Genomic DNA, 12,283 nt, shown 5'->3' with positions numbered 1-12,283 from the left:
GAAGTTTCATCTGCTATGTTGCATTACATTAATCATTTCGTAAATTAACAGACTAATAATGCAGATTATTATTCCAAGTATGTATGGTTAAAAGCATAGATATAACAGATTTCGTCGAGATTTTTCGACATTTTTGAAATGAATGTCACAAAAATTTACGCACCCCCAAGGTTGTGATGTGAGTTCCCCGACGAAGGGTGGTTCACAACCTTGCGGCTGGCGAATCGCATCAAGCCGGGACTCGTTTTTTGACTTTGGAAGAAAATTAGAAACTCTTAGGATGCCTGTCCGTAACACAGTGTTGTGCTGCCACGGACGGCAGCACAAGTCTTAATGTGCCCGGATGGCACATTTAAGACGCACACGTCACTCCGCCACAATATAAATCAGGCATACTTAGACTTTCTTATTTTCGTACAACGGAACAAAAAGAGTCCCGGCTTGATGCAATTTGCCAATCGAAAACCCCCGGAACCACCCTGCACGAGGAAACTCATGTCACCCGCAAACCAGCATTTGGCAGGCAACGCATTTATCCCATACTACTTCAACTGATCCACCACTTTTTTCAGTTGCACAAACGCCTGCTCTAATGTTCTTCTCGGACATGCAATATTAATGCGCTCAAATCCTATTCCTGTTTTTCCAAAAATAGCTCCGGCATCCAGCCACAGTCCGGCTTTATCGATCAGAGCCTCTAGTTCTTTTCTTTCCAGTCCAAGCGCTTCAAAATCCAGCCAGATCAGATACGTTCCTTCCGGCTCGATCAATTTGACTTCTGGCAGATTTTCTTTCAGATATTCACGTACAAAGGAAAGATTTCCAAGCAGATATTCTTTTAACTGCAAAAGCCATTCTGCTCCTTCTTCATAAGCAGCCTGACACGCGACAAGTCCCATCAGGTTTACCTGACTGTACCCCGCCTGATCCACCGCACGGATAAATTTTTTACGCAATCCTTCGTCAGCAATAAAAATATTTGACACCTGAAGTCCGGCAAGATTGAATGTTTTGCTTGGTGCTGTACAGATCACGGATATCTTCTCAAATTCCGGTTCTATAGACGCAAATACATAATGTTTATTTCCCGGATACACAAAATCACTATGGATCTCATCGCTGACAACAATAACCTGATATTTCAGACATATTTCTCCGATCTTTCTTAATTCCCATTCTTTCCAGACACGTCCTACCGGATTATGCGGACTGCAGAGTAAAAACAAATGAATCTGATGTTCCTTTATTTTTGCCTCAAAATTTTCAAAATCAATCTCATAATGACCATCCCGCAAGACGAGATCACTGCTGACTAACTTTCTGTCATTTGATTCGATCACCTGACGGAATGGATAGTATACCGGCTGCTGAATCAGTACGGCATCGCCTTTTTCTGTATAAGCACGTACTGCTGCCGCAAGTGCAAAAACGACCCCTGGAGTTTTTATCATCCATTCCTGCTTTGTGTTCCAGTCAAAATGATCACGGTACCATCCTGACACTGCTGCAAAATAATCTTCCTTACTGTCGCTGTACCCATAAATCCCATGTTCCACTGCTTTCTGCAGTCTTTTTGTTACCGCCGGCACAGTCTTAAAATCCATATCAGCAACCCACAGTGGCAATACATCTTCTTTTTTTCCACGCTCTTTTGCGAAATCATATTTTAAACATCCGGTTCCTCTTCGCTCTACTACTTCATCAAAATCGTACTTCATGACATACTCCATTCCGGGATACTGCTCCTTTGCTCATCCTTTGTATTTCTGTTATCAGTTGCCGCATCCTTTTTCTCTTTTATCATTTAATTCATATCAAATTAGTATGATATTAGCATTTTCAATATCATATGTCAATAGTACTAAAAAAGACTGTTCAAACGAAAATCTGTATTCTCCTTCGAACAGTCTATGATCTCTTATATATAATGATAAGTTTTTATGAATTTCCGTGTCTGATATCACGGATTGGAATATTAACAAACAATGCCGGTACAGTTCCATTGTTTGACTCTGACTCTGTCTGTGTGATCTGGATGTCAAGGCCTTCCATATCAATATCCATATGTTTTGAAATTACCTGAATGATCTCGTTTTTGATCTGCTCCATCATTTCCGGGGAACAGCTTGCGCGGTCAGTCACCAGCAAAAGTTTTAAACGGTCTTTTGCAACATCACCGGAACTTTTCTTTTTAAATAAGTCCATCAATCCCATGACTGTTCCTCCTAATTTTTCTTAAATAAATCTTTTAATTTTGAAAATACTCCCTGTTTTGCCTCAAGATCAAGGAATGCGACTTCCTCGCCAAGAATACGATGGCAGATATTTTTATATGCCTGTCCTGCAAGACAGTTGCTGCCAACTAACGGCTCACCCTGGTTCGTAGAAATTACGATATTCTCATCATCCGGTACTGCACCGATCAGATTGATCGCTAAAATATCGCACACATCTTCTACATTCATCATATCGCCACGTCTTACCATGTCCATACGCAGACGGTTTACGATAAGATCAACCTTTTGGATCTGGTTTGCCTGAAGCAGTCCGATGATACGATCTGCATCACGCACTGCGGAAACCTCAGGTGTTGTAACTACAAGTGCTCTGTCTGCACCTGCAATGGCATTCTTAAATCCCTGCTCGATTCCTGCCGGGCAGTCTAATAAAATATAATCGAAATCCTGTCTTAAATCTTCGATCAGCGCCTGCATCTGCTCCGGAGATACTGCTGACTTATCTCTCGTCTGTGCTGACGGTAAAAGACATAAATTCGGATATTTTTTGTCTTTGATCAATGCCTGCTCAACACGGCAGTTTCCTTCTACAACGTCTACCAGGTTGTAAACAATGCGGTTTTCAAGTCCCATTACAACATCCAGGTTACGAAGTCCGATATCGGTATCGATCAGCACTACTTTTTTATTTAACTGTGCCAGACCTGTTCCAACATTTGCGGTTGTAGTCGTTTTACCAACTCCGCCCTTTCCGGACGTAATTACAATAACTTCACTCATTTCAAAAAATTCCTCCTGCCGTTAAATATCGCTTAATAGTTCTTTTGTCAGCGGTTCAATACAGATTGTTCCATCTTTTAAATACGCAATCTGCGGAGACGTGGTCGTTTCCTTGACCTTTTTTCTTATTTTACGCCTGCCAAAAGGTTTGTCCGGACTCTTTGCCAGAACATTTCCAATGCGGATCTGAATCGGGTCCATATCCAGTGCAACGATAAATGCACTGTCATCTCCACCAAGTCCTGCATAGACACTTCCTTTTACCGCTCCAAGTACAACGATACTGCCGTTTGCCATGACTGCTGCGCCCGGATTGACATCACCTACCACTACAATACCTGTTTCGCTCTCAAGTGTCTGACCTGAGCGAAGCGTTCCGCGGTAAAACTGAGTCCCTCCATCCACATACGGTTGCTGCACAGATGCCTGATATTCTTCGATCTGCTGCTTGACGTATGCTTCACGGTCCGGATCATGATCTACAATGCACAATATCTCGATACTTGTATTAGATGTCACTGCATCAATGATAGCCATTTCTTCATCATGTGTCAGCTTTCTTCCCTCGAAAGAAATCGCCAGTTTTGCCCCTTTAAAGAACTTCTCTGACTCTTTGAACTTCTCGACGATGGCATCTAAAAGTGCTTTAAAAGATATCTCATTGCTTAATACAAGATGTATCCCGTATTTATTACTTTTTATAACAACTGCCTGTGACATATCGTCCCTCCACTTTACTATCCGATTTAGTATAGCAGATTCTTGAAACAGGTGCAATGCGACATGAGAAATTTGATTGAAATTTTTATATTTTTTATGTTATATTGTCATAAACGCTGACATGATACATGCTCCCTCTGCCCCACATTCACACACAAGGTCAACTTTTCCATCACCAAACCCGATTCCACCGATAGCGTATACCGGTATATGCACGGCTTTACACACCTGTTTTAAAAATTCTGTCCCACGCGGCGGAAGCCCCTTCTTACAATCTGTGGCAAAAATGTGACCTGCGGTCAGATAAGATGCACCTAGTTTTTCCGCCTCGATAGCATCCTCCACAGAATGAACGGAACAGCCTAAGATCATTTTAACTTTTGTCTCTGTCTGCATTTTCCCATTTTCCGTTTTTTCCATATAAACTCTTAATAATGGAAGCGGCAGATGAATGTACCTGCTCCCTAACCGCTCTGCGACTTCCAGATAACTGTGCAGAATACAGATCACCCCATATTCTGCACAAATTTTTAAAACCTGTATTGCCAGACTTTCATATTCTGTTTGCGGCAGATCTTTTTCTCTTAATATCAGCGCCGCTGGTTTCTTTTCACATACTCTTTTAACCTGTTCTAAAAATGAGCGGTCACAAAGTGTGCGATTTGTAACCGCAATTATTTTTCCCGGAATTGGATTTTCTTTTTTATACATAAATATAGTCACTCATAACAGGCTGCAGTCCTTCTTCAAGCAATGCATCATACACCTGTTTTACTGTCCTTCCATCCGAAATTTCAAACTGCTCATCTCCCTGATCCTCAAGTCCCTTTGCATGGCTTCCGATACCGGTGCTGACTCCCGCGGAAATCTTTGTTGCAGCGATCTCCATCAGACTGTCTCTTACCCTCGCACACTCTCTGGTAGAAACCGTTATACTTGCAAATGGCATAAACAGACGGTACGCCGTCACAACCTGCAGAAGCTGTTTTTCATGCACATCCATCGGGTTGATCTTGTCATTATTGATAATCGGACGAAGTCTCGGACAGGAAAAAGCAATCTCTGCATGCGGGTATTTTCTCTGCAGCAGATAAGCATGCATTCCTGTCGCAAACGCATCTTTTCTGAAATCATCCAGCCCTAACAGTGCTGCAAATCCCACACCTCTCATACCGCCGCGGATTGCACGCTCCTGTGCCTCCATACGGTATGGAAAAATACGTTTGTGTCCTGCTAAATGAAGTGTCTCGTATTTATCTGAATTATAGGTTTCCTGAAAAACGGTCACATAATCTGCACCGCATTTGTGCAGATATGCATATTCATCAGAATTCATCGGATAAACTTCAAGTCCTATGACTTTAAAATATTTTCTTGCAATTTTGCATGCTTCTCCAATATATTCCACATCCGACATTTTTCTGCTCTCACCTGTCAGAATCAATATTTCCTGCAGACCTGATTTTGCGATCTCAGCCATTTCTGCTTCAATTTCCTCTGTATTCAGCTTTGCCCTGCGGATGCGGTTATGACAGTTGAATCCACAGTAAATACAGTAGTTTTCACAATAATTTGCAATATAAAGTGGTGTAAAAAAGCAGACAGAATTACCAAAATGATTTTCTTTTTCCACCTTTGCGCACTGTGCCATTTCTTCAATAAAAGGCTCTGCCGCAGGTGACAGCAACGCTGCAAAATCTTCTGGTGTACGGTTTCTTTTTGTAAGTGCCCTCCGTACATCTTCCGCTGTGTAACTGTCATAATCATATGCCTGCATTACTTCAACCACCTGTTTTGTGATATCGGATCTCAACGCTTCCATCCCCGGCAAATATGTCATATGATCGATTCTTGCTTCTTTCTGGTGTTCCTTTATCTCGTCGCTTAAAATACTTTCATTGATATGTTCCATGATTTTTTATCCCCTGTGCTTATTTTGAACCCGAAACTTTTTATATTCATTTTTCTGTTCAAATCAAATTATAAAAAATGCATTATATTTTCTGATTCAAAATTTCCATAAAACTAATTTTTATTCTGCTCCCATATTTGCCACTCTGATTCTTCTGAATTATTCAGAGAGAAAACCCGTCAGTGGAGAAGATGCACTTGCCCCACCCATCTTGACACGTCCACAACCCGACAGGTATGCTTTTCTTCCGGCTTCGATAGCCTCACGGAAAGCAGATGCCATTGCCGGAATATCACCTGCTGTCGCAATCGCAGTATTTGCCATAACCGCTGCTGCTCCCATTTCCATAACTTCACATGCCTGGGATGGTTTTCCAATGCCAGCGTCCACGATAATCGGCAGGTCGATCTCATCGATCAATATCTGGATAAAATCTTTTGTACATACTCCACGGTTTGAACCGATCGGCGCCGCAAGCGGCATGATACAGGCTGCACCTGCGTTTTGCATATCACGTGCTGCGTTGAGATCCGGATACATATATGGCATTACAACAAATCCTTCTTTTGCTAACACTTCTACTGCTTTCGCTGTCTCATAATTGTCCGGCAGCAGATATTTTGAATCATGAATGACCTCGATTTTCACAAAATCACTGCCGCTGATCTGTCTTGACAGTCTTGCAATACGGACTGCCTCCTCTGCATTTCGTGCCCCGGATGTATTTGGCAGCAATGTCACATTCTTTGGAATATAATCTAAGATATTTGCCACACCACCCTCATTTGCACGTCGCAGTGCCATCGTCACGATCTCTGCTTTTGCTTCTTTTACTGCTGCATCAATCAGCTCTAAGGAATATTTTCCGGAACCTAATATAAATCTGGAGGTAAACTCATGTCCTCCTAATGTCCATGTATCTTTCGTCATTTCACTCATTTTTTTCCTCTTTTCTGTTATGTCTGTACTGTTATATCTTTTCTGATAACACAGCTATCAACTCTTTTTTCTTTTACAATTTTCTTTATTTCTGCCAGATATTCCGCTTATGCCAGCTTAACAGCCGCCACCCATAAAACTGACAATTTCTAAAATGTCATCATCCTTTAAAACAACTTTCGCATAATCTTCCCTGTCTAAAATCACATAATTGTGCTCAACTGCAATCTGTGCTAACACGTAATGATTCTGCTCTAAGTAATCAAGTATCGTTGTCCCTTCCGGCAACGTTGCATGCTTTCCATTGATCTCCATAAATCCTTTCATTTTCCTCCTTTTGTTTTTTCAGGCAAAAACAAAGAGTCGCTTGCGACTCTTTCGCACTCGAGCAGTGCTATTTACAGCTAACTTCTTCTCCGCGAGATGCGCATCCTGCCCGGAGGGCTTTTTGATTCATAGGACGTAATTTCCTATGAATCAAAAAAAGCGTTCACAAAGAAATACACCCAAGGTGGTGTACCCCTTCATGAACGCTCTGCTCACTCTATTTCAGATGATAGCACTATACAGTGGTGAAGTCAAGAAAAAAAGTTTATACTAATTCACTATATTTTACTCCACTTGTGCAGCACTGCTGACACCTTCCGGCGTCCGATGCTTCGTTACAATGATTTTTTTGTCAATCTGGTCTTTTAGTTCCGATACATGTGAAATGATGCCTACCAGACGATTACCCTCTGTAAGCTGTAACAATGCCTTTAATGCCTGCTCTAGGGCATCCTCATCAAGCGAGCCAAACCCTTCATCCACAAACATGGAATCCATACGGATTCCGCCTGCATAAGACTGTATCTCATCCGACAATCCAAGTGCAAGCGACAATGATGCCTGAAATGACTCTCCGCCGGAAAGTGTCTTGACACTGCGCTTTGTTCCGTTATAATGGTCTACCACACAAAGTTCCAATCCTGCTTTTTCCTTGCGGCTTCCTGTCTCCTCCTCACGCTGCAGTTCATACTGCCCACTGCTCATCGTAAGCATTCTCCTGTTTGCACGGATCAATATCCGGTCAAAGTAAGCCATCTGCACGTAAGTTTCTAATTCGATCTTTGCCTTTCCGGTCAACATACCGCTTGCTGTATCGGAAAGCGACTTCATCCAGACATATTTCTGTTCAGTCTGTGCAATCTCCTTTTGTTTTTTACTGACATTTTCACAGATATTCATATTCGCATGATAAGAAGTATATTTTGATGCCCTGTTTTCTTCGATCTCACTTCTTTTTGTCCGCAGTTCTTCCGCCTGTTTTTCGATTTCTTCTTCCGGAAGTGCTATCAACTTTTCTGTCTCCCTAATCTGACCAAGAAGTACCTGAATAGCACCTTTTTCACTCTCCGTATTTTTTTCGTAATTATTATAGGTTTCCCTCGTCTTTTCCCTGTTCTCTTCAAGATTTTTCTTTTGTTCCGTACATTTTTCTATCTGTGACTGTACTTCCTCTTTTGTAATATCTTCTACCTGCTCTTTCAGTTCTTTTAAACCTTTTTCTTCGTTTACATACTCTGTCTGTAAACGTATTATCTCATTTTCTGCCGCACCGATCTGACTGGTAAGTTCTTTTATTTCTGTTTCATCAAGCGGAATCTGCTTTTCTAATGCAGCCTTTTTTCGTTCTTTCTCCTGCTTTTTGGATAATTCCACCTGTTTTTCACTGGCTGCATTTTGCATCATGACAATCACATCCTCTGCGAAAGCCATCTGTTCGTGCTCTGCTTCCTGTATTTTCTGCACGATAGTAGTGCCGGTATTTCCGAAGATATCTGCCTGACTGCATACAGACTGCATGTCTGTTCTCATCTGCTTTTCGACAGTCTCTTTATTTCCTGTCAGTTTTGCGATTTCTTCCTGGATGCTGCTGATCGTTACACGTATTTTTTGCTTTGATTCTTCACTTTCTTTTAATTCACCTGCAATCTGTTCCACACGCTCCCTGTCTTTTTTTGCCTGCAAAAACTGCATATTTCGTTCTCTTTCAATTTGGGAAAGCTGTGATAAAACAATCTGGGAATCTTCTGTATTTTCCAGCATAAAGCCACAGTCAGCAATATTTTTCTCCCACTGCTGTTTCTGCTGTGTATAACGTTCCTTTGCCGTAGCATTCTTCTGTCCAAGGGCATTCTTCTTTTCACTTAACAGCGTCAGTTCATTCTGCGTATCCTGCATCTTTTGTTCTAACAGATTCTTTGTGTCCAAATCATTCTTTGCCTTTTCTTTTTGACTTTTATATTCTTGTCTTTGTACCTCATTCGCATTCTTTTGTTTTTGATTCTCCAGCCTGATCTCTGCTAAAGACATTTTGTCATCAGATATTCCCAATAATTCCTTTGCATCTTTTAATACAGCAGATATTTTTTCTTCTTCCTGTACCATAAGCTGATGTGCCTTTTCACTCAGCCTGCTGACTTTTTCCCTTGATTTTGCATCCTCCGCTTTCGCATTCTCTAACTCATCCCTCTCCGGAGTCTCCTGTGGTATAACTGCCGGCAGGGGATGATGCACTGAGCCACAGACCGGGCACGGTTCTTCTTCTTTCAGTCCCTGTGCCAATATTCCTGCCTGTGCATCCCAGAATTGCTGCTCCATCTTCCTGTAATGCTCACTGATCTGTTTTTGCGCTGTGACCTCTTTTTGATACTCTTTTTGTGCCTTTTCCCTGTTTTTACTGATTTTTTCCCAATCTTCTAACTTATCTTCCAGCTCATCCTGTCTGCGTATTGCTTCCGATACCTTAATACTCTCTGTTTCAGCCTGTTTTTCCCTTCTTTCTGCGTCGGAAACCTGCTCTAACACTTCTTTTTGCTGCTGCAGTTCGCTGCTTTTCGTATCATACTTCTTCTGTGCATTATCCTGTTCCATGCCCAGTCTTTTCACTTCTTTTGCTGCCGTTTCCAACTGTTCCGTAATCTCTGTCAGATTTCTTATTTTCTGCCGGATATCATTTAATGCGTTCTTACAGACAATTTCACAGCCTGCAGCATCTTTCTTCTGTTCCTGTTCTTCTTTTAGTTTTTGTTCCTGCATTAACAGATGATCTTCTGTTTTCTTTTGTAAACTTAAACTTTCCTTTCTGACTGAAAGTGCTGTTTCCAGTTCAACAATCTTTTTTTTCTGATTTTCTAACGAATCTCTTTTTTCTGTAATTGTGTGGATTTCCCGTTCCACACGCTGTTTTTCTACAGTAGCACCCTCATATGATTTTAAATTTTCTTTCTCCTGCTGCAGTTTTTCCTCCAGCCTGATTTTTCTCTGTTCCTCCTGCTGCTTTTTTTGAACTTTCTCTTCTATATCCTGCTGTTTTGTCCGCTGTGCCAGGTCAAGTTTCTGGATTTTTTCATATAGTGTCAGCTTCTTTTCATATTCCTCCACTGCCCTGTCTAATCTTTCGCAGTCTTTTGCTGCTTCTTGGGCGTACAACATATCTTCTTTTGCCTTTATAAGTAGTGGTTCTAATTCCTTTAATCTTTGCTTTTTCTCTTCTAATAACTGCTTTCTTTTTGTATTTTCCCGTACTTTTCCACTGAGTTCATCCGCACTTCTGATCTTTTCATCAAGTGTCTGTTTCTCATTCTGTAAATATTCTAATGACTCTTTCTGTACCTGGCAGAGCTGCTCTAAAAGCAAAATTCCCTCTTCCACCCTGCCATCAAACTTTTCTTTTTTGAGCAGGTTCATTTTTTCAGCGATTGCTGCCCCTTCTTCATTCAATGAATCACTATCACAAACAATTCCATCCATATACTGATTGATACTGCGCCGCAGTTCATCATATTCTCTCCACTGCTTTTTCACAGCATCTTTCAGCCGTTCCTGCAGCACACGGTAAATATCTGTACCGAATATCTGTCGAAAGATCTTTCCTCTCTCCTCCGTATTTGCAAACAATACTTTCTGAAAATCTCCCTGTGCGATCATCGCTATCTGGGTAAACTGTTTGCAGTCTAAACCAATCAGTTCTGTGATGGCACGTGTAACCTCTCTGCTTTTTGTCACCGGTTCCCTGTCATCCGGATACTCTAACGTAGCATTCGCTTTTTCCATTGTCATTCCAGTTCCGCGTCCTTTTGGACGCATGTATTCCGGATTGCGTTCTACGATATACCGCTTATTTGCATACTCAAACGTCAGACGCACAAATGTTTTCACATCCGCTTTGGCGTATTTACTGCGGAACATATCCGCTTTGCGCACATCACCGCTGGCTTCCCCGTACAATGCAAATGTGATCGCATCAAAAATTGTAGTCTTTCCTGCTCCGGTATCTCCTGTAATCAGGAATAATCCCTGTGATCCAAGCCGTTCAAAATCTATGGTCTGTTCTCCCGCATATGGTCCAAATGCACTTATTGTAAGACTGACTGGTTTCATAACCGCTCCTTTTTCCTGTTTTATGAAAACATAATAATATTGAGATCAAATAGTTATTTACAATATTAATGTAATTCCTCTAATAGTTTTTTTACAAAATTCTGCTGTTCTTCATTCATCGGCTGATTATTTTGTATCTCGTAAAATTCTTCAAACAATTCTATCTCTGACTTTTGCTCCACATGCTCCGTCACTTCAACCTGCCTGCTCTGTCTGGTTCTGCTATTATCATAGACAAGCTGCATCAGATTGGGATATACCGTCCGAAGTTTCGCCATTCCATCCGGGACATCTTCCTCATCAGTCAGCGTGATCTGCAGATAATCGTCCGTTTCTGTGCCCTCATAAAAATCTTTTGCCATCAGTTCCATGTAGGTTCCACGAATCTTACGCAGATCACGAAGAGGTTTCAATGGAACCTTTTCAATACAGATATCCCCCTTCTCCTTTATCTCCATAACAACAACAGACTTTTCCTGTTCTGCCTCTGAAAAAGAATACTTGAGCGGTGTTCCGCAATAACGCAGTGTCTCCCGGCTGATATACTGTGGACTGTGAATGTGCCCCAGTGCAACGTAATCAAAAATATTAAATACTCCCGCCTCGATCTGGTCTAATCCGCCAACAGAAACTTCTTCCGACTCACAACGGGCTGCACCTGTCACAAACTGATGTGCCACTAATATATTACGCTTTGATATGTCTACCGGCATGTGTGATACGACATACTGCAGTGCATCCTGATATGTTTCCACTGTCTCCACGTTATCTTCTTTCGCAAGATCCTGTTTTGTCCCGGCATCATTTTTCCCAATAGATATCCCCTCTGTCACATTTCTCCACGCATGGCGCACAACCGCAGGACGTATAAACGGAAGCAGCCAGATACACAGTTCTCCGTATTCATCCTGACAGGTAACGCATCTTACCTCTCCATCATAAACCGGAGAAACATAAACTTCCCGGCTGCTCATAAGCTGCGCACCAAATGCAATGCGTTCCGCTGAATCATGGTTTCCACTGACTGCAAATACCTTTTTCCCGCAATCTGCAAGTTCTGTCAGAAACTTGTCAAACAACTGTACCGCCTCTGCAGACGGAACTGGCTTATCATAAATATCCCCCGCGATCATAACTGCATCCACCTGCTGCTCCAATGCAATTTTTTTGATCTGCCGTAAAATATATTTCTGATCTTCGATCATGGAAAACTCATTGACACGTTTCCCAATATGTAAATCTGAGATATGAAGAAATTTCATGTTCTCCC

At 41.7% G+C, this 12,283-nt stretch carries 10 protein-coding genes; all 10 read right to left on the bottom strand.

The features are described from left to right. Positions 1 to 542: 542 nt before the first annotated feature. The 10 genes from DXA60_RS15935 to DXA60_RS15890 all read right to left on the bottom strand — a co-directional run bounded on the left by DXA60_RS15935 (position 543) and on the right by DXA60_RS15890 (position 12,275). Positions 543 to 1,730 carry a MalY/PatB family protein gene (locus DXA60_RS15935; protein ID WP_117922305.1) on the bottom strand — a complete coding sequence of 396 codons (1,188 nt, stop codon included), beginning with the start codon at positions 1,728 to 1,730 and terminating at the stop codon, positions 543 to 545. Between the two features lie 208 nt (positions 1,731 to 1,938). Then, the gene (minE, locus tag DXA60_RS15930; protein WP_006857669.1) at positions 1,939 to 2,214 is read right to left on the bottom strand and encodes a cell division topological specificity factor MinE; all 276 of its coding nucleotides are present in this window, start codon (positions 2,212 to 2,214) and stop codon (positions 1,939 to 1,941) included. Between the two features lie 11 nt (positions 2,215 to 2,225). Next, positions 2,226 to 3,017 (bottom strand): septum site-determining protein MinD, encoded by a 792-nt coding sequence (minD, locus tag DXA60_RS15925; RefSeq protein ID WP_117922304.1) that lies wholly within the window; start codon positions 3,015 to 3,017, stop codon positions 2,226 to 2,228. A 21-nt stretch (positions 3,018 to 3,038) separates the two neighbouring features. Beyond that, positions 3,039 to 3,737 (bottom strand): septum site-determining protein MinC, encoded by a 699-nt coding sequence (gene minC / locus DXA60_RS15920; protein WP_117922303.1) that lies wholly within the window; start codon positions 3,735 to 3,737, stop codon positions 3,039 to 3,041. Positions 3,738 to 3,836: 99 nt separating this feature from the next. Then, on the bottom strand, positions 3,837 to 4,448 hold the full coding sequence (locus DXA60_RS15915) for a thiamine phosphate synthase (RefSeq protein ID WP_117922302.1): 612 nt from the start codon (positions 4,446 to 4,448) through the stop codon (positions 3,837 to 3,839). After that, entirely contained in the window at positions 4,441 to 5,649 is a 1,209-nt protein-coding gene (gene thiH, locus DXA60_RS15910) for a 2-iminoacetate synthase ThiH (protein WP_117922301.1), read from the bottom strand. The genes DXA60_RS15915 and thiH overlap by 8 nt, the downstream gene beginning before the upstream one ends. Positions 5,650 to 5,808: 159 nt before the next feature. After that, on the bottom strand, positions 5,809 to 6,588 hold the full coding sequence (locus DXA60_RS15905; protein ID WP_117922300.1) for a thiazole synthase: 780 nt from the start codon (positions 6,586 to 6,588) through the stop codon (positions 5,809 to 5,811). 117 nt (positions 6,589 to 6,705) lie between these two features. Further along, entirely contained in the window at positions 6,706 to 6,915 is a 210-nt protein-coding gene (thiS, locus tag DXA60_RS15900) for a sulfur carrier protein ThiS (RefSeq protein WP_241070691.1), read from the bottom strand. 285 nt (positions 6,916 to 7,200) lie between these two features. Continuing rightward, complete coding sequence (locus tag DXA60_RS15895) at positions 7,201 to 11,013, bottom strand: AAA family ATPase (protein WP_117922299.1); 3,813 nt, start codon at positions 11,011 to 11,013, stop codon at positions 7,201 to 7,203. 65 nt (positions 11,014 to 11,078) lie between these two features. Then, positions 11,079 to 12,275, bottom strand: a complete 1,197-nt coding sequence (locus tag DXA60_RS15890; protein ID WP_117922298.1) for an exonuclease SbcCD subunit D — start codon at positions 12,273 to 12,275, stop codon at positions 11,079 to 11,081. Positions 12,276 to 12,283 lie beyond the last annotated feature (8 nt).

The organism is Roseburia sp. OF03-24 (genome assembly GCF_003463035.1).
Classification (GTDB): Bacteria; Bacillota; Clostridia; order Lachnospirales; family Lachnospiraceae; genus Roseburia; species Roseburia rectibacter.
The sequence above is the reverse complement of the archived record's forward strand: the minus strand, read 5'-3'. Positions and strand labels throughout refer to the sequence as shown.

Excerpts from the sequence above, each read along its gene's own strand:
- DXA60_RS15935 (WP_117922305.1), bottom strand. The coding sequence starts at position 1,730 with ATGGAGTATGTCATGAAGTACGATTTTGATGAAGTAGTAGAGCGAAGA.
- minE (WP_006857669.1), bottom strand. The coding sequence starts at position 2,214 with ATGGGATTGATGGACTTATTTAAAAAGAAAAGTTCCGGTGATGTTGCA.
- minD (WP_117922304.1), bottom strand. The coding sequence starts at position 3,017 with ATGAGTGAAGTTATTGTAATTACGTCCGGAAAGGGCGGAGTTGGTAAA.
- minC (WP_117922303.1), bottom strand. The coding sequence starts at position 3,737 with ATGTCACAGGCAGTTGTTATAAAAAGTAATAAATACGGGATACATCTT.
- DXA60_RS15915 (WP_117922302.1), bottom strand. The coding sequence starts at position 4,448 with ATGTATAAAAAAGAAAATCCAATTCCGGGAAAAATAATTGCGGTTACA.
- thiH (WP_117922301.1), bottom strand. The coding sequence starts at position 5,649 with ATGGAACATATCAATGAAAGTATTTTAAGCGACGAGATAAAGGAACAC.
- DXA60_RS15905 (WP_117922300.1), bottom strand. The coding sequence starts at position 6,588 with ATGAGTGAAATGACGAAAGATACATGGACATTAGGAGGACATGAGTTT.
- thiS (WP_241070691.1), bottom strand. The coding sequence starts at position 6,915 with ATGAAAGGATTTATGGAGATCAATGGAAAGCATGCAACGTTGCCGGAA.
- DXA60_RS15895 (WP_117922299.1), bottom strand. The coding sequence starts at position 11,013 with ATGAAACCAGTCAGTCTTACAATAAGTGCATTTGGACCATATGCGGGA.
- DXA60_RS15890 (WP_117922298.1), bottom strand. The coding sequence starts at position 12,275 with ATGAAATTTCTTCATATCTCAGATTTACATATTGGGAAACGTGTCAAT.